The 19,192-nt window shown below is 63.5% G+C and carries 14 protein-coding genes and 1 pseudogene; 8 read left to right on the top strand and 7 right to left on the bottom strand.

From position 1 onward, the window contains the following. Window positions 1-74: 74 nt before the first annotated feature. Window positions 75-3,215, bottom strand: a complete 3,141-nt coding sequence (locus AC1RUK_RS22360) for an efflux RND transporter permease subunit (RefSeq protein ID WP_481838911.1) — start codon at window positions 3,213-3,215, stop codon at window positions 75-77. Further along, window positions 3,212-4,378 (bottom strand): efflux RND transporter periplasmic adaptor subunit, encoded by a 1,167-nt coding sequence (locus AC1RUK_RS22355; RefSeq protein ID WP_481838912.1) that lies wholly within the window; start codon window positions 4,376-4,378, stop codon window positions 3,212-3,214. The genes AC1RUK_RS22360 and AC1RUK_RS22355 overlap by 4 nt, the downstream gene beginning before the upstream one ends. An 81-nt stretch (window positions 4,379-4,459) precedes the next feature. Between AC1RUK_RS22355 and AC1RUK_RS22350 the strand changes: the two genes are divergently transcribed. Continuing rightward, window positions 4,460-4,681, top strand: a complete 222-nt coding sequence (locus AC1RUK_RS22350) for a cysteine rich repeat-containing protein (RefSeq protein ID WP_120016435.1) — start codon at window positions 4,460-4,462, stop codon at window positions 4,679-4,681. Between the two features lie 160 nt (window positions 4,682-4,841). Further along, window positions 4,842-5,945 (top strand): calcium:cation antiporter, encoded by a 1,104-nt coding sequence (locus AC1RUK_RS22345; protein WP_481840108.1) that lies wholly within the window; start codon window positions 4,842-4,844, stop codon window positions 5,943-5,945. Window positions 5,946-6,074: 129 nt separating this feature from the next. Here AC1RUK_RS22345 and AC1RUK_RS22340 read toward each other — a convergent pair whose 3' ends face one another. From AC1RUK_RS22340 to AC1RUK_RS22330, 3 genes are read right to left on the bottom strand one after another with little or no spacing between them, the layout of a single operon-like run. Further along, window positions 6,075-7,121 carry a glutathione synthetase gene (locus AC1RUK_RS22340; RefSeq protein ID WP_481838914.1) on the bottom strand — a complete coding sequence of 349 codons (1,047 nt, stop codon included), beginning with the start codon at window positions 7,119-7,121 and terminating at the stop codon, window positions 6,075-6,077. Between the two features lie 13 nt (window positions 7,122-7,134). Next, window positions 7,135-9,003 (bottom strand): flavohemoglobin expression-modulating QEGLA motif protein, encoded by a 1,869-nt coding sequence (locus tag AC1RUK_RS22335; protein ID WP_481838915.1) that lies wholly within the window; start codon window positions 9,001-9,003, stop codon window positions 7,135-7,137. Then, window positions 9,000-9,824: an N-formylglutamate amidohydrolase gene (locus AC1RUK_RS22330; RefSeq protein WP_481838916.1), complete on the bottom strand. Its 825-nt coding sequence runs from the start codon at window positions 9,822-9,824 to the stop codon at window positions 9,000-9,002. Before AC1RUK_RS22330 ends, AC1RUK_RS22335 begins: the two co-directional genes overlap by 4 nt. Window positions 9,825-10,119: 295 nt before the next feature. On the opposite strand from AC1RUK_RS22330, the gene AC1RUK_RS22325 reads away from it, so the two are divergent. Together AC1RUK_RS22325 and AC1RUK_RS22320 are read left to right on the top strand one after the other, a co-directional pair. Beyond that, the gene (locus tag AC1RUK_RS22325; RefSeq protein WP_481838917.1) at window positions 10,120-11,343 is read left to right on the top strand and encodes a flavin-containing monooxygenase; all 1,224 of its coding nucleotides are present in this window, start codon (window positions 10,120-10,122) and stop codon (window positions 11,341-11,343) included. Between the two features lie 77 nt (window positions 11,344-11,420). Next, the gene (locus tag AC1RUK_RS22320; protein WP_481838918.1) at window positions 11,421-12,107 is read left to right on the top strand and encodes a class I SAM-dependent methyltransferase; all 687 of its coding nucleotides are present in this window, start codon (window positions 11,421-11,423) and stop codon (window positions 12,105-12,107) included. A gap of 92 nt (window positions 12,108-12,199) precedes the next feature. On the opposite strand, the gene AC1RUK_RS22315 is transcribed toward AC1RUK_RS22320, so the two are convergent. Beyond that, on the bottom strand, window positions 12,200-13,108 hold the full coding sequence (locus AC1RUK_RS22315; RefSeq protein WP_481838919.1) for a hydrogen peroxide-inducible genes activator: 909 nt from the start codon (window positions 13,106-13,108) through the stop codon (window positions 12,200-12,202). A gap of 129 nt (window positions 13,109-13,237) precedes the next feature. Here AC1RUK_RS22315 and katG point away from each other — a divergent pair, with 129 nt between their 5' ends. Beyond that, entirely contained in the window at window positions 13,238-15,427 is a 2,190-nt protein-coding gene (gene katG / locus AC1RUK_RS22310) for a catalase/peroxidase HPI (RefSeq protein WP_481838920.1), read from the top strand. A gap of 77 nt (window positions 15,428-15,504) precedes the next feature. Here katG and AC1RUK_RS22305 read toward each other — a convergent pair. Next, window positions 15,505-16,187: pseudogene (locus AC1RUK_RS22305) on the bottom strand (MIP family channel protein). A gap of 347 nt (window positions 16,188-16,534) precedes the next feature. Between AC1RUK_RS22305 and AC1RUK_RS22300 the strand changes: the two are divergent. The 3 genes from AC1RUK_RS22300 to AC1RUK_RS22290 all read left to right on the top strand — a co-directional run bounded on the left by AC1RUK_RS22300 (window position 16,535) and on the right by AC1RUK_RS22290 (window position 19,158). Beyond that, window positions 16,535-17,824, top strand: a complete 1,290-nt coding sequence (locus AC1RUK_RS22300; protein ID WP_481838921.1) for an RsmB/NOP family class I SAM-dependent RNA methyltransferase — start codon at window positions 16,535-16,537, stop codon at window positions 17,822-17,824. Window positions 17,825-18,045: 221 nt separating this feature from the next. After that, on the top strand, window positions 18,046-18,504 hold the full coding sequence (locus AC1RUK_RS22295; protein ID WP_192179790.1) for a PaaI family thioesterase: 459 nt from the start codon (window positions 18,046-18,048) through the stop codon (window positions 18,502-18,504). A gap of 3 nt (window positions 18,505-18,507) precedes the next feature. Further along, entirely contained in the window at window positions 18,508-19,158 is a 651-nt protein-coding gene (locus AC1RUK_RS22290) for a 5'-methylthioadenosine/S-adenosylhomocysteine nucleosidase (protein ID WP_481838922.1), read from the top strand. Window positions 19,159-19,192 lie beyond the last annotated feature (34 nt).

Below are 19,192 nucleotides of genomic sequence, written 5' to 3'. Positions count from 1 at the left end.
GCGAAGACGCTTCGATTTGCCGTCGCGCTGAATGCAGGTGCGTCCCTCACCGAGAGGGCCGAGACCATGCTGCCTTAGCTGGGAAGCGTGATACGCTTCGTCTTGCGCGCGGCGCGCCATTCTTCGACTCGCTGCAGGATGACGAAGAAGGCAGGCACGAAGAGAACGGCGAGGCAGGTGGAGGCGATCATGCCGGAAAACACCGTGATGCCGATCGACTTGCGTGCGCTGGCCCCGGCGCCCGTCGCAAACACCAACGGCGCCACGCCGAGGATGAAGGCGAACGACGTCATCAGGATCGGGCGGAAGCGCGCTCGCGCCGCTTCGATCGCCGCATCGACGATCGGCCTGCCGGCGGCGCGCAACTCACGCGCGACCTCGACGATCAGGATGGCGTTCTTGGCCGACAGCGCGATCAGCAGGATCAGACCGATCTGCACATAGAGATTGTTGTCGATGCCAAGACCGGTGAGGACCAGCACCGGGCCGACCAGCGACAGCGGCGCGGCGAGCAATATCGAGATCGGCGCCAGCCAGCTCTCATACTGGCCTGCCAGCACCAGATAGACCAGCAGCAGCGCCATGCCGAACACCAGGTAGATCTGGCTGCCGACGAGCTTTTCCTGGAAGGAGAGCGCTGTCCAGTCGAAGCCGGTGCCGGGCGGCAACGTGTCGGCCGCGGCCGCCTCCATCAGCTTGATCGCGTCGCCCGACGAGAAGCCCTGAGCCTGCACGCCAAGGATCGATGCCGAGGGATAGAGATTGTAGAGGCTGATCAGCGAGGGGCCGACGCTTGGAGTGATGGTCAGCACGGTGCCGAGCGGGATCATGTCGCCGTTCTGGTTGCGCACAGTCAGGCGGCCGATGTCCTCGGGCGTCAGGCGGAACTGTGAATCGCCCTGCACATAGATCTGGAACACCCGCCCGAACTTGTTGAACTGACTGACATAGGTCGAGCCGAGATAACCTGCGAGCGTCTGGAAGACCTGGTCCGTGGTCAGCCCAAGGGTCTGCACCTTCTCGCGGTCGAACTCGACCTTGTATTGCGGGACGTTGGAGCGGAACGTCGCCGATGCACGCTGGATGCCCGACTGCGTCGAGGCGGTCCTGGTCAGCGCGTCCGCCGCGTTCTGCAGCTTTGCGAGGTCGAAACTACCGTCACGCAGCTCGATCTGCATGGTGAATCCGGCAGCGTTGCCGATGCCCTGGATCGGCGGCGGCGGCAGCACCAGAACACGTCCGTCCGCCATGTCCGACAGGCTTTTGTTGAGCGTCGCATAGAGCGACGCGAGATCCTCGCCTTTGCTGCGCACACTCCAGTCCTTGAGGATGATGTAGGCAACACCGGCGTTGGCGAGCGTCGAATTGTTGTCGAGGGCCGACAGGCCTGCGATCGTCACCACCTTATCGACGCCCGGGGTGGTCTTGGCGATATTCGAAACCTGTTGCAGCGTCTCCTGCGTACGGCCCAGCGCCGCGCCATCGGGCAGCTGAACGGAAGCCAGCAGGTAGCCCTGATCCTCGATCGGAATGAAGCCGGTTGCGACGCGCGACATGCCGTAGCCTGCCGCGCCGATGATCAGCAGCGCAATGACGCCCATCACGGCGCTGTGACGGACCATAGATCCGATCAAGCGGGCATAGCCGTTCTCCGTGCGCTGGTAGATGCCATTGAAGCCTCGAAAGAAGGCATTGCGCTGGTCCAGCGGCACCGGAATCCTCAGCCAGGTCGCGCACTGCGTGGGCTTCAGCGTTGCCGCGTTGATGGCGCTGATCAAGGCTGTTGCTGCGATCACCAGCGCGAATTGCGCATACATCTGCCCTGTCAGGCCGGGCAGGAACGCCGCCGGCAGGAACACCGCCATCAGCACCAGCGTGATGCCGATGATCGGCCCGAACAGCGCATTCATGGCCGCGACCGCCGCATCGTGGCCCGACATGCCGCGCTCCATATTGTGCGCGGCTCCCTCGACCACGACAATAGCGTCGTCGACGACGATGCCGATGGCGAGCACGATGGCGAACAGGGTCGACAGGTTGACGGTAAAGCCGAGTACAAGCATCGCCGCGAACGCGCCGATGATCGTCACCGGCACGGTCGTTGCAGGCACCAGCATAGCCCTCCAGTCCTGCAGGAAGATCAGGATGACAATGAGCACGAGCACCGCGGCTTCGATCAGCGTCTTGTAGACCTCGCGGATCGCCTGGCTGACGAAGATCGTGGTGTCGAAGGGGATCGAGTACGCCAGGCTCTGCGGGAACGCGCCCGACAGTTCCTTCATCCTGGCCTCGACCTTGCCGGCCACATCGAGTGCGTTGGCGCCCGGTGACAGGAAAATGGCCAGACCGGCCGCCGGCTGGCCATCGAGATTGAAGAACTGCCCATAGGTCTGGGCGCCGAGTTCGACCCGGCCGATGTCGCGCACGCGCGTCATGTCGCCATCGGCGCCGGTCTTGACGATCACGGCGCCGAATTGGCCGGGATCGTCAAGGCGGCTGGACACTTCGATCGTGTACTGGAAGGACTGGTCATCGGGCGAAGGCGGCGCGCCGACCTGGCCCGCGGTGACCTGCTCGCTTTGCTGCTGCAGCGCCTGGACGACGTCCTGCGTGGTAAGGCCGCGAGCCTGCATCTTGTCCGGGTCGAGCCAGACGCGCATCGAATACTGGCCGGCGCCGAACACGTTCACATTGCCGACACCCGGTATCCGGGAGAGCTCATCCTTCAACTGGATGGTCGCGTAGTTGGCGAGATAGAGGCTGTCATATTGCCTGTCCGGCGACGTCAGCGTGACGATCTGGAGGATTGCGGTCGATTTCTTCTGAACGGTGACGCCCTGCACCTGCACTGCCTGCGGCAGCGATGCCAGGGCGGTGGAGACACGGTTCTGCACGCGCACCTGCGCCTGGTCGAGATCCGTGCCGATCTCGAAGGTGACGGTCAAATTGTAGCTGCCATCCGATGCAGCGAACGACTGCATGTAGATCATGCCCTCGACGCCGTTGACCTGCTGCTCGATCGGCAGCGCCACCGTGTCGATCACCGCACGCGCGCTCGCGCCCGGATAGCGCGTGGTCACCGAAACGGTGGGCGGCACCACGTCGGGATACTGCGCCACCGGCAAGGCAAAGAGCGAGATGACACCGATGACGACCATGAGGATGGCGATTGCGTTCGCCAGCACCGGCCGCTCTATGAAGAATTTGGAGATCATTGCGCGGCGCCGTCAGCCGCCGCCGCTTCCAGCGTCTTCACTTGCGGTTCGATCTTCTGGCCAGGCACTGCCGTCAGCAGGCCGGAGACAAGCACACGGTCGTCCGCCGCGATCCCCTTGCTGACCACACGCAACGCTCCGACAAGCTGGCCGATCTCCACCGGACGCTCCTCGACCACGTCGTCCTTTCCGGCGACGAGCACGTAGCGACCTCTCTGGTCGCTGCCGATCGCCCGGTCCGGAACGAGCAGCATGTCCGGCTGTTCGCCGAGCGGCACGCGCACGCGCACGAAATAGCCCGGCAGCAGCGCCCGGTCGTCATTGGGCAGCACGGCGCGCACCGCCAGCGTGCCGGTGGCGGCGGTAATCTCCGGCGCGGCGTAGTCCAGCGTTCCCTGATGCGGATAACCCGTCTCGTTCTGCAAGCCGACCTCGACCGGTATTTTCTTGAGGTCCCGGGAGGTTATCCCCCGCTTTGCCATGGCGGCGCGAATGCGCAGCACGTCCTGCTCCGAAATGTTGAAGTTGACGTAGATGGGGGCGAACTGAACGATGGTCGCGAGCGTGGTGGCGCTGCCGGCGCCGACGAGCTGCCCCGTCGACACTTGGCGGGAGGTGACGATGCCCGCGAACGGTGCCTTGACCTCGGTGTAGCTGAGATTCAGTTGAGCCTGCTTGACGTCGACCGCGCTCTGCTTCTGCTTGGCAATGTCGACGTCCGCCGCCGCGGCGGCCTGGTCGGCGGTCGATTGCGAAATGAACTTCTGGGACAGCAGCTCCTGCTGGCGCTTGAGGTCGGCACCGGACTGCTTGGCGGCGGCATCGGCCGAACCCTGCCCAGCCTGCGCTTGCTCGAGCGCCAGCTGGTAGGTATCGGGTTCGATCAGGAACAGTCGCGTGCCGGCCTTGACCTCGTCGCCGTCCTTGTAGTCGATTTCCTGGATGAAACCCGAAACGCGAGCAACCAGCGGCGTGGTGTTCACCGCCGCGGCGCTGCCGGTGGCGTCGAGATAGGGGGTCACGGTCTGCTTGACCGGAAGCGCCACGTCTATCTTGGGCGGAGGCGGCGGTACGTAGGCGTTTTCCTGACTGCACGCGGACATCAGCGCAACAACGGCAAACAAACCTGCCGTTGGCGCGATTCTAAGCGATACGAAAAGCATTTTGCCCCTCTGCAAACTTCTCAGTATATATCGCATCGTTATGAAAGTGAGTTGAACTTACCTAATTTGGAGGGACTTGTCATGCGGATTGCTTTCAGCGTGCTTTTCTTGGCAACTCAACTTGCAGCCAACACGGCGCTGGCGCAGACAGCAGCCGAGCGTGAGGCCTGCCAGGCGGATTTCGAGAAGTTCTGCAAAGGCGTAGAACCGGGCGGCGGCCGCGTCGTCAAATGCCTGTCCGACCATCTCAGCGAGCTGACGCCTGCATGTCAGAAAGTCGTCAAGGCGAACTCGCCCGGCTAGGATCACCGCGATCCCGCGGCATCTTCTGGAGCCGCTGGTGACGTTGTTTGTGAGGATTGGAACGCCGGCCGATGGGGCAATGTCGGCTTCACAACGATATTGGCCAAGATGCTCCACACAGGCTTTTCCGCAAGGTTCGCACAGACGTATAGGGGCTTGAATGAGTGTTTTCGGGCGATCGGTGACTTCTTATGCGATGCCCTTGGCCGCCTTGGCGATGGCTGTCGCAGTGAGAGCCAGCGGGGTATCGGCAGACGAAGGTTCGCAGAGCGTCAGGATAGTTGTCGGAGCGCTTTCGAGTGCGATCATGTTCACCACTATTTTCGTGGTGCTCGACCACGCCGAGGCTGTGGCCCATCGTGTGGGGGAACCCTACGGAACGCTGGTGCTGACTTTTGCCGTGACGGCAATCGAAGTGTCGATCATCGTTTCCATGATGCTGCATGGAGAGAACAACCCCACGCTTGCGCGCGAGTCCGTCTTCTCAACGGTGATGATTACATCTACCGGCGTTGTCGGCTTGTGTCTCACGCTTGGCGGCTGGCGACATCGCAAGCAGGCGATTGTTCGACAAGGGACCAGCGCATATCTGGCGGTGCTGGTCGCACTGACCGTCATGACGCTTATTCTGCCAACCTACACGCGAACCACGGATCCTGGCACATTCTCAGCAGCTCAACTTGGTTTTGTGAGCGTACTTTCCGTGCTGCTCTATGCAAGTTTTGTGTTCGCGCAAACCGTCCGGCACCGAGACGACTTCATCGAAGGGCAAGCGCACGACGTTTCGATGCGAACCTCGCCTCACGAAAGCATCTCCGCCAGCACTCTGCTCCTGGTAATCGGGCTGATCGGAATTGTCATGCTCGCCGAGCAGGTCGCCGCAAGTGTTGAAGATGCGCTCGTTGCCTACCAGGTGACCCAGGCCGACAGCATTGTCGGGGCAATGATCGCCGGGTTGGTTTTGATGCCGGAGGCCATTTCGGCGATCCGTGCTTCACTCAACAACGAGCTGCAGCGCGGCTTGAATGTTGCGATGGGTTCGGCCTGCGCGACGATTGGTTTGACAATACCGGCGGTCGCGGCCGCCAGCCTGCTGACGGGAAGGGGGTTAACGTTAGGGCTCCCGGAGGCTGACGCAGTACTTCTGATCTTAGCGCTTTTCATATGCGGCGTAAGCTTTAGTAACGAAAGAACGACGTTCCTGACCGGCTTGGTCCATGCTGTCGTATTTTTTACTTATGTATTTTTGATATTTATACCTTGAGCAATTCCAGGAAAAGTGCGGAGCGGTTTTCCGTCCGGAATTGCGTAAAAACAAATGGTTAGAGCAGGTCGGCGAATCTATCAAAAGCTGAACCGCTCTAGGAAATCGCTCTCCGACTTGCCTGCATCCTCAAAGCGTCGCCAGCCGCGAATTCGGCATGGTCTTTCCATAGGCTCGGCGCAGCGTCGCCTTCTCCTCCAGCGCAACGATGACTCGTGTGGCAAAGTCGGCCTTGTACATGTCGGCGAGCCGTGCCAGCCCGCCTGGCGTAAAGACATTGATCTCGAGAAGTTTGTCGCCGACGATGTCGAGCCCAACCAGAAACATGCCGTCGCCGACCAGTTTGGGGCGTACCATCTCGGCAATGCGCAACATCGTGTCCGTTACCTTGACCTTGCGGGCGGTTCCGGCGGCGTGGATGTTGGAGCGGACGTCGCCCTTGGCCGGGACACGGCGAAAGGCGGCGTAGCTGCCGTCGCGCATCAGGGGCAGGCCGTTCATCAGGAAAAGGCGCACGTCGCCAGCCTTGGCCTCCGGAATGTAGACCTGCGCGATGAGATAGCCGTCACCACTGGCGGCCTCGAAAATCTGGTTGAGGTTGGAATCGGTAGGCGTCGCAATATGGAAGACGTTCTTGCCACCCGACCCTTGCAGTGGTTTGACGATGCAGCCCTTCGCGTGTTTGTCGATGAATGCGCGGATCTCGGCAATGCTGCGCGATATCAGGGTCGCCGGCCTGATCGCTTCGGGAAAGGTCTGCAGGTACAGCTTGCTCTGTGCCTGTGCCAGACCGTCCGGATCGTTGACGACGATGACGCCCTGTTCCGCTGCGAGCCGCCCGAACATGATGCCTGCGTTGGCGGCCCATGGTCGATCGGTGGCGTCGAGCGACGGGTCGTTGCGCAGAAACAAGACGTCGATATCGCCTATCGCGAACGTCTTCTTCTGCTTCGCGGCATCCTTCAGGGCAGCATACAGTTTGTCCGGCGCCTTGTAGGGAGCATCAGGCAGGACCGCGACGCTGACAGCCAGGCTGTCATCCGGACGCAGTATGAAGTCGCCTGGTTCGACATAGACAACCGAATGTCCGCGCTGGGTTGCAGCCAGCGCCAGCGTTGTCGTCGTGTAGCCTGGCGTCTCGCTCTCGATCGAATTGACGAAGAACGCAATGCGCATCGGGGATGCTCCCTCAAGTCTCAACCATATCGATCGGATCGATCCCCGCTATCGCTTTCTTGAGTCGCGGACGCGCCGCGTCGGAAGAGAGGAATGCAGGTTCGAGGCGCGGCGCGCGCAGCAAGCCGCGCGCGTTGAGTTCCTGGATTGCGCCGAAATGCGCGGCCGAGATCTTGCCGATCCAGAACGGCGTGAGGCTGCCGCCATTCCTCAGATGATCGAGGACCTGCACCACGCCGCGCAGATAGATGGCGTCCTTTGCCAGGCCTCCGCCGCGAAACACACGCAGAACGACATTGAAGGCGCTGCGGTCGTCGAGACCGAAATCCTCATGGAGAACGCGGAAGGTTTCCTCGAACGTCGCACCATCAAGCATCGCCCGACACGCGATTACCCTGGCCGCGATCAGCCTCAACCGCGCCGCGGTCATGCCGCCGACCAGATATTCCGCCAGCACGGCCAGCCCCTCCTGCATGCCCTCATAGCCGGCGAGCCCGTTGCGGAATATGGCGAGCCCCTGCGCATCGCCGTTGAAATAGGTCAGCAGATGGACACCGATCTCGTGACTGAGCAGCGCGGTTAGACGCTCCGGTGGAAGGTTGGTATCGCGCGAAACCAGCAGCAGGTTTCGAGAGACTAGGAGGCCGGCGGGCAGGTCGCCGCGGATCTCCACGGAAGCATCGAAATCGGAGTAGGCGGCGCGGTATCCGGCGATCATGTCTCGTGCGGCTGCGGCGACGGCGTCGGCGCCCAGTCCCTTCTGCCTCGCCGCCGACGCAGCGCGGGGCACCTTTTCGAGAATGGCGCGTGCTCGCGTCGCCAGGCTCGGCTCGACGCTGCCATAGAGTGCTCGTCCGAGTTCGACGAAGCGGGGCGTCTCGCGTGCCGCGAGCATCGACAGCTGAAGATCGAGTTCCTGCTGCTTTTGCGAGAGCAGCGTGGTCAGCAGCGGATCTTCCAGATGATCGAGCGAGACCGAATAGAGCTTCCGCTTCTGGGCGGCGACCTCGAATTCGAGCGGCCTGTAGAGCAATGCGGGGACATGCTCGAAGCCGCCTGCCTGGAATTCCAGCCAGGCCGGTTCGGCGTTGATCGGTGTGACGGCAAGCAGGAAATCGAATGTCGACGCGACGCTGTCGAGTGCCCGGTCGGCGCGCACGACAGCGTCGATGTAGGCGCGCCGCCCCAGCGAACGATGGGTTGCCGGCTGTTCCAGCTTTGATGCCTTCAGGAAGGCGCTGACTGCCTGAAGCGCGGAATCCACCATGTTGGCGACGACAAGGTCGCGCAATTCGGGATAGACGCGTTCGCTGCCCGGCACCCTGTAGATCGGCGCGAAGCGCACCGTCAGGCTCGCCACATCGCCGAGATCATGCGAGAGCCGCGCTTCCGCGCGTGTCGTGGGACTGAGTTCGTCGACGCGCGGCGTGCGGTATTTCGCTTCGCGTCCGGACGCGGCGGCGGTGAAGCGCTTGAGCGCCGCTTTCTCCGCCGCGGTGTCGCCGCTGGACAGTGCAATCTCGAAAGGTGGCAGGAACGGTACGTCCTCCGTCAGGAACCGGTCTTCGGCCAACTCGCCGATGTCGATGACGAGGAATGCGCCGCAATGATCGCGCATTTTTCGCGCCACCAGCCGCGCGCCCTCGCCGGCGAGGCCGATGTCGGCCGCGATCAGATAGGAGGCATTCGCGGAAACAATTTGGAACGCCGCATCCTGCTGCGATCCGACATGGACGCAGAGAAACGGCAGCGGCCGATCGATATGCAAACGGTTGCCGTCGCCGAACTCGCGGCGGATCGGCTTGCCGTCCCGGAAAAGCGCGTCCAGGTCCGCCTCGATCTCCGCCAACGGAGACGCAGCCTCGACGAGCTTCGGCTTCATGTCATGCCCCGCAGCGCCGCCTCGAGAACGGGCACCGTGGACGCCAGCATGGCGCGCAGCCGTTCGATCGCCGCCCAGTCGGGCTCGCCGCTCCATTCGTCCATGAAGATCTTCTTGAACTCGACCGCGATGGCACATCCGGTCTCGGGGAAATTGGCATGGACGAAACGGGTTTGCTCGCCCTTGCCCTGGAAAGACACATTCTCGCGCACGTCGATCGGCTCGCCGTTGAGGCGCTGGCCGCGCAGCGCCTCCATGAAGGCGTCGACGACCGGCGCCCAGCGCGCGCGGTCCATCGAGAATGTGCCGATATTGATGTCAGGCGCGCCATCTTGCGACGCAGGCACTGCTTTCGGCCCTGCGCGCCGGTGGTTGTAGCTGTGGACGTCGACAAGGACGAACCTGCCGTAGCGCTTCTCGACCTCGGCAAGCACACGCTTGAGCTCGCCGTAGAACGCATCGTGAAAGGCGAGAGACTCGCTTACGATGTCTTCGGCCGGTGGCTCTCGCCATACGTCCAGGCCCCAGGACAGGTCCGGCGACCGGTAGACCGCAGCCTCGCGCGCCCGGTTCAGATCGACCTGAAAGCGCGATCGATGAACGATGATCTGGGTTGGGAAATCGGCGATAAAATACTCGGTGAAGGGATCCTCCTCCCGCTGCCGATCAGGGTCGGCGATACACATGAGCGATTGGCAAACGCGCCCGACGTCGGAGCCGCTGTGGATCGCCGTGCCAATGACGGGAGAATCACCGAGCTTGATTGTCCAGCCTGCCGGTGACCCACCCGGACTATTGTTGAAAATAGGCTTGCTCACCATCCATCGAAATGCGTGGAGAGGGCGGACGGTTCCGGGTCATCACAAAAGCCCGGCGGGCCTGCTCTTGAGCAAAGCTGGGCTTCCACATGGAAGACACAACGCCGAAGATGATCCAAGACGCCGGCCTCCATCCTTGGGACTGTCGGAAATGGGCGCTTTGCAGTATGCTGTCCTTATTTAGGTGCGGTCGAATTGGCGGCACGAAATGCCTCGCCGCATTGCAAGGGTGAGCGCCCTCGCGTCCGCTCCCCGGCACATGATCATTTTTGAAAGCGTATCTTTGTCGGGGAACACGGTGGGGGAAATACTTGATTCCGTTGTCGTAGGCGCCGGCTCGGCCGGGCTCGGCGTAAGCTATTTCCTGAAACAGCAAGGGCTCGAACATTGCGTACTTGAACGAAGCCGCATCGGCGAGACTTGGCGAATGCAGCGATGGGACTCGTTCCGGCTGAATTCGTCGAACATACGCTCGATCCTGCCCGGCGATTCCTACGGCGGGCCGGATCCTTGGGGTGCCATAACGCACCACGAATTCGTCGCCTATCTGGAGAGCTACGTCGAGCGGCACCGACTGCCGGTGAGAACCGGGATTCCGGTGCAGGAACTGACAAGAGACGATGGGCACTATCGGGTGGTGACGCCGCAAGGCCCGGTTCGGGCACGTAACGTGGTGATCGCGAGTGGCAATCTGAATTGTCCGGTGCGGCCGCCCTGGTCCGTCGACCTGCCGCCGGCACTTCGCCAGATCGATTCCTCCGCATACCGCAGTGCGGCCGCACTTGACGACGGCGCGGTGCTGGTGGTCGGCAGTGGCCAATCGGGAGGCCAGATTGCCGAAGACCTGGTCCTGGCTGGGCGCTCCGTCTTTCTGGCGACCAGCCGAAACGGCCGCTGGGTGCGGCACTATCGCGGCGGCAGCATGCTCAATTGGCTGACCTTGATCGGTCATTTCGATGCCCGGCGCCAAGAACTGCTCCTGCCATCCGGCAAGGTGCCATCACGCCCGCTAGCCGGCGCGACGCACACCATCAGCCTGCAGTTGCTCAGCGCGGAGGGCGTCGTTCTGCTCGGTCGATTTCTGGGCGTGGACAACGGCAGCCTCATCTTTGGCGATGAGCTCGATGACCATATTCGCTTTGCCGACGAGATTTCTGCAGATGCCAAGCGCCTGGTCGACCAGTATATCGAGCGCACCGGCCTTCAGGCGCCCCCGGCCGAGGACGACCCGGCCGAAACCATCGAGCCGCGACTGCCGAGCCCACCAATCCGCTCGACCGACCTGGCCGCAAGCGGGATCTCTTCGGTAATCTGGTGTACCGGCTTTACTGGCGATTTCGGATGGGTTGGGTTGCCGGGCGCGCTCGATGCGACCGGTCAGCCCTTGCACGCGGATGGCATAGGCGTCGATCCCGGCATCTATTTCGCCGGTCTCGATTTCGCATCAACGCGGAAATCGGGCACGGTACCCGGCATTGCCGAGGAGGCAGCCCGTCTGGTTGACCATCTCGCAAAGAGATGAGGCGACCTCGGGTTGGATATTGAAGCAGACGAGGCGCCGGGAACTGGCTGCGATCAGGGGCAAAAGGTGGACGGGCAATGCAACCTGTAGACAGTCCATTGGCAGTTGTCAGATCGGTGCGACCATCGATCGCTGGGCTTAAAATTCTGGACATTGGTTGCGGGGCCGGCAACTTTGCAGGGCAGCTTGCTGCCGAAGGCGCGGAGGTGGTCGGCATTGATCCGGGCGTGGACGCCATACGGGTTGCCACGACGTCTGTTCCGCAGGCCAGCTTCCTTGAAGGCGTGGCGGAGGCTCTTCCTTTCGCCACCGCGACATTCGACCTCTGCACGATGATCAATGCGCTTCACCACGTTCCTGAAATGGCGATGCCGGCAGCGTTGCGCGAAGCAGCGCGCGTCATTAGGCCAAATGGCGTCGTGATCATTGTCGAGCCGTTGGCGACCGGCACCTTCTTCTCCGCCCTTCGATTGGTCGAAGACGAGACCGTTGTCCGGCAAGCGGCGCAACGCGCGATCGAGACGGTCACACTATCTGGAGTGCTCGTTCGGAGGGCGACGTTGAACTACGTTCGTCGAGATGTCGTTCGAACCGCCGACCGCTTTTTGGATCGCATTGTAGCTGTCGATCCATCGCGACGCGAAATCGTGGAGCAAAACAAATCTGCCATCAGAGCTGCCGTGCTTGCGGCGGCAGCGCGCACCAGCGAAGGGTCACTGGTCTTCGATCAGCCCATCAAGGCGGATATTCTCGAACGCGCCTGATTTGAATTCCCTTTCCGAAGGTCCCCAAGCGACCCAAAGCGCCAGGATCGCTTTCCGCGCCGATTGCCGATCTGGGTCTATGCGGCGGCACCTCAAGCCGCCAGCACTGCCGCGTCCAGCCCGCGAATAATCTTCGCCAGTTCCACGCATTCGTCGTGCCGCACCTTGTTGCGCCGCCAGGCCAGGCAGATCGTGCGCTGCGGCATCGGCTCCTGGAACGGAACGATCTTGAGATCGCGCATGACGCTGGCCGGCCCTGTCGCCATTTCCGGGATCAGCGTGACACCGAGGCCATGCGCCACCATCTGCAGCAGCGTCGTCAGGCTGGTGGCGCCGTAGCTCGCCATCGCCACCGGGCGCACGCTGCCGCACACCGCGAGCGCCTGCTCGCGCAGGCAGTGGCCTTCCTCCAAAAGCATCAGCCGTTCCAGCGCCGGGCTCTCCGGCGGCACAGGCGGCGAGGCGAAGGCCGGATCGCCTGACGGCACGGCGAGGAAAAAGCGGTCGCAGAACAGTTCCTCGCTGACCAGGCCAGGATGATCGAGCGGCAGGGCGGCGATGAAGGCGTCGAGCCTGCCCGAGGCGCTGTCCTCGATCAGCGACGCTGTCACCGCTTCGCGCAGTTCAAGCTGCAGGGCCGGGAAATGCCGTTTCAGCTCCGGCAGCACATGCGGCAAGAGATAGGGCGCGACCGTCGGGATGATGCCCAGCCGGAAGCGCCCCTCCAAGGCCGGACGGCCGCGCCTGGCGGTCATCTCGACGTCACGTATATCGGCAAGAATGCGCTCGATGCGGGGCTGCAGGGCCAGCGCCTCGTTGGTCATCCGCACCACCTTGCCGCCGCGCTCGAACAGCCGGCAGTTGAGCCGCTGCTCCATCTCGGCGATCTGCGCGGACAGCGCCGGCTGACTGACGCCGGCGAGTTTGGCGGCGCGGCCGAAATGCAGCGTCTGCGCCAGCGCCTCGAAATACTGCATCTGCCGGACGGTGAGACCGATCATAAGAAAATCCTATCGAAAAAAATAGGAAAGGCAATTTGTCTTTATCGGCAAGGCGGCCTAGTCTGGAATCGTTCCAGATTGGCGGCTCGAAGCCGCCCGGAAAAAGATTCAGCAAATCGGAGAGTAAAGATGGACGCGAAAACCGATGACAACAGCGCGGGCAAATGCCCCGTCGTGCACACCACCGCTGCCAGGGCCAACCGCGACTGGTGGCCGAACCAGCTGAACGTGCAGGTGTTGCACCAGCTGTCCGGTCTGTCCGACCCGATGGGCGAGGCGTTCGACTATGCCGAGGAATTCAAAAGTCTCGACCTCAGCGCCGTCATCAAGGACCTGCATGCCTTGATGACGGATTCGCAGGAATGGTGGCCGGCCGACTTCGGCCATTACGGGCCGCTGTTCATCCGCATGGCCTGGCACAGCGCCGGCACCTACCGTATCGGCGACGGCCGCGGCGGTGCGGGAGCCGGCCAGCAGCGCTTTGCGCCGCTGAACAGCTGGCCGGACAACGTCAATCTCGACAAGGCCCGCCGCCTGCTGTGGCCGATCAAGCAGAAATACGGCCGCAAGATCTCCTGGGCCGACCTGATGATCCTTACCGGCAATGTCGCGCTGGAATCGATGGGCTTCAAGACGTTCGGCTTCGCCGGCGGCCGCGCCGACGTCTGGGAGCCGGAGCAGGACATCTACTGGGGTCCCGAAGGCAAGTGGCTGGCCGACGAGCGCTATAGCGGCGACCGCGATCTGCAGAGCCCGCTCGCCGCCGTCCAGATGGGCCTGATCTACGTCAACCCGGAAGGCCCGAACGGCAATCCGGATCCGCTGGCGGCGGCGCGCGACATTCGCGACACCTTCGCCCGCATGGCCATGAACGATGAGGAGACCGTCGCGCTGATCGCCGGCGGCCACACCTTCGGAAAGACCCATGGCGCGGGCGACGCGAGCCTGGTGGGCGTGGAGCCGGAAGGCGCCGACATCGAGCTGCAGGGCCTCGGCTGGGCCAGCACATTCGGCACCGGCAAGGGTGGCGATGCGATCGGCAGCGGCCTGGAAGTCACCTGGACGACGACGCCGACCAAATGGAGCAACAACTTCTTCGACAATCTGTTCGGCTTCGACTGGGAGCTGACCAAGAGCCCGGCCGGCGCTCACCAGTGGACGCCGAAGGGTGGTGCCGGCGCCGGCAGCGTGCCGGATGCGCACAATTCGGCTAAGCGTCATGCGCCCTCGATGCTGACCACCGACCTCGCTCTGCGGTTCGATCCGTCCTACGAGACGATCTCGAGGCGCTTCCATGAGAACCCGGATCAGTTCGCCGACGCGTTCGCGCGCGCCTGGTACAAGCTGACCCATCGCGATATGGGTCCGCGCGTGCGCTATCTCGGCCCGCTCGTTCCGAAGGACGAGCTGCCCTGGCAGGATGTCATTCCGGCGGTCGATCATGTCCTGATCGACGAGCAGGACGCTGCCGCGCTGAAGGCGAAGATCCTTGCGTCCGGCCTGTCGGTGCCGCAGCTGGTCTCGACGGCCTGGGCCTCGGCCTCGACCTTCCGCGGCTCCGACAAGCGCGGTGGCGCCAACGGCGCGCGCATTCGCCTGGCGCCGCAGAAGGACTGGGCCGTCAACCAGCCGGCCGAGCTGGCCAAGGTGCTGGACAAGCTCGAAGCGATCCAGAAGGAGTTCAACGCATCGCAGACCGGCGGCAAGAAGGTCTCGCTCGCCGACCTGATCGTTCTCGGCGGCGGTGCCGCCATCGAGAAGGCGGCCGGGAGCGGCGTGACGGTTCCCTTCACGCCGGGGCGCATGGACGCTTCGCAGGAGCAGACGGACGTCCACTCCTTCGCGCCGCTGGAGCCGACGGTTGACGGCTTCCGCAACTATGTCAGCGGCAGGCAGCGCCTGACCATCGAGGAAGCGCTGGTCGATCGGGCGCAGTTGCTGACGCTGACGGCGCCTGAGATGACGGTTCTCGTCGGCGGCCTGCGTGTTCTCGGCGCCAGTGCCGGGCAGTCGAAGCACGGCGTCTTCACCAGCCAGCCGGCAACGCTGAGCAACGACTTCTTCGTCAACCTGCTCGACATGGGCACGGAATGGAAGGCGGCGTCGGACGCCAAGGATGTGTTCGAGGGCCGCGACAGCAAGACCGGCGAAGTCAAGTGGACCGGCACCCGCGCCGACCTCATCTTCGGCTCGCATTCGCAGTTGCGCGCGCTGGCCGAAGTCTATGCGACGGCGGACGCCAAGGCGAAGTTTGCGAGAGACTTCGTGGCGGCGTGGACCAAGGTGATGAACGCCGATCGCTTCGACCTCTTGGCCTGATCGCGGTAGTCTTCAAGATCCAACAAAAAAGGCGCGGGGCCAAGCTCCGCGCCTTCTTCGTATTCAGGCTTCGAAAATCAGACTTTCTCGAAGATGCGCGCCTTGGCGACGACGCCGGCAATGGCGCCGCCGATCAGCGGCGCGACGATGAACAGCCACAGCTGGCTGAGCGCCGCACCGCCCGAAAACAGCGCCGGCCCGATCGAACGGGCCGGATTGACCGAGGTGCCGGTGACCGGGATTATGGCGAAGTGGATGCCCGCCAGCGTCAGGCCGATGACCAGACCGGCAAACGCCGTCGAGTGCCTTTCCGCGGTGACGCCGAGGATCACGGTGACGAAGGTGAAAGTGCCGATCAGCTCCCACAGGAAGGCCGAGCTCATGCCCCATTTCGCCTCGTCCCAGCCGTTGGCGCCGAAGCCGCCGGTATGTCCACCGACCTGGCCGGAGACGATGATCCACAATGCCAGCGAGGCCAGGATGGCGCCGATGATCTGCGCGATCCAGTAGGGGACGACGTCCTTGGCCGGTAGCCGGCCGGCGAGGAAGACGCCGAGCGTCACCGCCGGATTGAGATGCGCGCCCGAGATCGGGCCGATCGCATAGGCCGCCGCAATGAGGCCGATGCCGAACGCCAGACCGATGCCTTCCTGGCCGAGCGGCAGCGCGCCGCCGAAGCCGCCCGTGACCACAGAAGCCGTGCCGATGAACACCAACAGAAACGTGCCTAGTCTAGAACTTCCGCCAGATAAGTCTTCATTGCCATCTCCTCGTATCGATCCGCGGCTGCGCCTTTTCTGCGATGCGAATCATGGCGGCAAGAGTATTCGCAACCGGAAAACTTGGAAAGCAGAGCGCTTGCTCCAGCCGGCATGATTGTACATGCCAGTCGCGCGCATTAGAGACCTTTGATGTATTGATCCAATTGTTCCGTTGCCGCTGGAAACGACTGCTTTTACGTGCGGCTCGCAGGATGCATGCCATCGGACCTTCGCCACATTCGGCGTGGGCCGTGTCGCCATCGGGCAAACGGAACTATTTCAATCTGGGCATGAAAGGCTCTAAGAGCAGGGCCGGACATGAATTGTTGAGCATCGGAAGACGAGAATGCGACTGGGCGGAAGGTTGGCGGCGGCCATCGAAGTGCTGGAAGACATCGGCCGGCGCCACCGGCCGGTTGCCGATGCGCTGAAGGATTGGGGCTTGTCGCACCGCTTCGCCGGCGGTGGCGACCGCGCGGCGATCGGCAACATCGTCTATGATGCGCTGCGCCGCAGGCGCTCGGCCGGCTGGCTGCTCGGCGAGGACACGCCGCGTGCCATCGGCTTCGGCGCGCTGCTACTCGAATGGGGGCAGACGGCGCAGTCGCTGAACGATGCGCTCGACGGCGACAAGTTCGCGCCGCCGCTGCTCGACGCCGAGGAATTGCAGGCACTCGCCGCCCGCCGGCCCGAAGACGCGCCGGAGGCGGTGCGGGCGGATATCCCCGACTGGTGCGAGCCGCTCTTCGAACAGGCTTTTGGCGGGGCCTGGGTCGAGGAGGGGGCCGCCCTTGCCACCCGCCCGCCGCTCGACCTGCGGGTCAACACGCTGCAGGCCGATCGCGGCAAGGTGCTGGCCGAACTCGCCGACACCGGCGCCAAACCGGCGCGCATCGCGCCGCAGGGCATCCGCATCCCGCCGATCGACGGCGATGGCCGGCACCCCAACGTGCAGGCCGAACCCGCCTTCCAGAAAGGCTGGTTCGAAGTCCAGGACGAGGGCTCGCAGATCGTCGCGGCACTGGCAGGTGCGAAAGCCGGAATGCAGGTGCTCGACTATTGCGCCGGCGCCGGCGGCAAGACGCTGGCGCTGTCGGCCGAGATGGGCAATCGCGGCCAGATCTTCGCCCATGACGCCGAAAAGGCGCGGCTGGCGCCGATCTTCGACCGCATGCGCCGCTCGGAAAACCGCAACATCCAGATCGTCAGCAAGCCGGCGGAACTCTCGCCGCTGTCAGGCCATATGGATATCGTGCTCGTCGATGCGCCTTGCACCGGCAGCGGCACCTGGCGGCGGCGCCCCGATGCCAAATGGCGGCTGACGCAGAGACAGCTCGACCAGCGCAAGGGCGAGCAGTCGGTGATCCTCGACGCGGCGAAGGCCTTCGTCAAACCCGGTGGCTTGCTGGTCTACATCACCTGTTCGGTGTTCGACTCTGAAAATGGCGAACAGGTCGCCGCCTTCCGCGAGCGCCATGACGGCTTCGTTCCGGTCGATCACCGGGCGCTCTGGAACGGCCATTTTCCGGGCCATGCGGCGGCCGCGCGCATCGGCGCCGCCGGCGGCATTTCGCTGTCGCCGGCACTCAGTGCCACGGACGGGTTCTATGTCTGCGCGCTGCGCCGGGCCGGCTGATTGTTTTGCCGGCCAACAGGGGCGGCTTCGGCTCCATTGGAGCGGAAGGCCGATTGCTGCAGTGCAGCATTAGCGATTGCCTGCCGCCCATGCCTCTGCGATAAGCTTTGCCCAGAGCATTGGACCCAAAAGTGGAAACCGGTTTTAGGAGAACCCAATGCTCAAACAAAAAGACAGAGTGGCGGCTAAGTCCGCCGCTCTGGAAACAAAGGCGAAGGCCAATGGCAGCAAAGATCGTACCCGCTCCGGATTATGAGGACCGCGTCAGGACGTCTTTTGCGCGTCAGAAGGCAATGACGACCATCGGCGCCGAACTAACCCTGGTCACGCCTGGCATCATCGAAATCGAGATGCCCTATTCGGCAGCGCTCACCCAGCAGCACGGCTTTCTCCATGCCGGCGTCATTTCGACGGCGCTGGACTCGGCCTGCGGCTACGCGGCGTTTTCGCTGATGCCGGAGAATTCCACCGTGCTGACCATCGAGTTCAAGGTCAATCTGTTGGCGCCGGGCAGGGGCGAACGTTTCCTGTTCCGCGGCTCAGTGACCAAACCCGGCCGCACCATCATCGTCGCCGACGGCCAGGCCTACGCCTTCGCCGCCGACGGCGAGGCCAAGCTGATCGCCACCATGACCGGGACCATGATGACGGTGGTCGGGCGTGACGGGATCGCGGGGTGAACGATGAGCAAGGCCGTTCAGATCGCCGGCAAGTCCGTCCTCTTCGTCATGGCGGTGGAGGCCGAGTACGGTCCGCATCTCAGGCGGCTGTTCACGCCGCTGATGACCGGCGTCGGGCCGGTCGAGGCCGGTGTCAGGCTGGGCGCTGAGTTCGCCCGGCTGAAGGCCGAAAAGGCGCTGCCGGATCTCGTCGTCTCGCTCGGCTCGGCCGGCAGCCGCGCGCTCGAGCAGGCCGAAATCTACCAGGTGGTTTCGGTCGCCTATCGCGACATCGACGCCTCGCCGCTCGGCTTCGAGAAGGGCGCCACGCCGTTTCTCGACCTGCCGGTGGCCGTGCCCTTGCCGTTCAGGATCCCCGGCATAAGAGAGGCGACGCTGTCGACCGGCGGCGCGGTCATTTCCGGCGCCGCCTACGACGCCATCGCCGCCGACATGGTCGATATGGAGACCTTCGCCTGTCTGCGCGCCTGCCAGATGTTCGGCCTGCCGCTGGTCGGCCTGCGCGGCATTTCCGACGGCGCCGCCGACCTGAAGCACGTCAATGACTGGAAAGAATATCTGCACGTCATCGACGAGAAGCTGGCCGGGGCGGTCGGGCGGCTTGAGCAGGCGATCGCCTCAGATGCGCTGCAGCTTGGTTCAGAAGGCGTCTGACCGGATTGACGGTGCGGCCCCGCAACCCATTGCG

This window comes from Mesorhizobium monacense (genome assembly GCF_056781675.1).
Note: the sequence above shows the minus strand (reverse complement) of the source record. Positions and strands in the feature narration are given on the sequence as shown.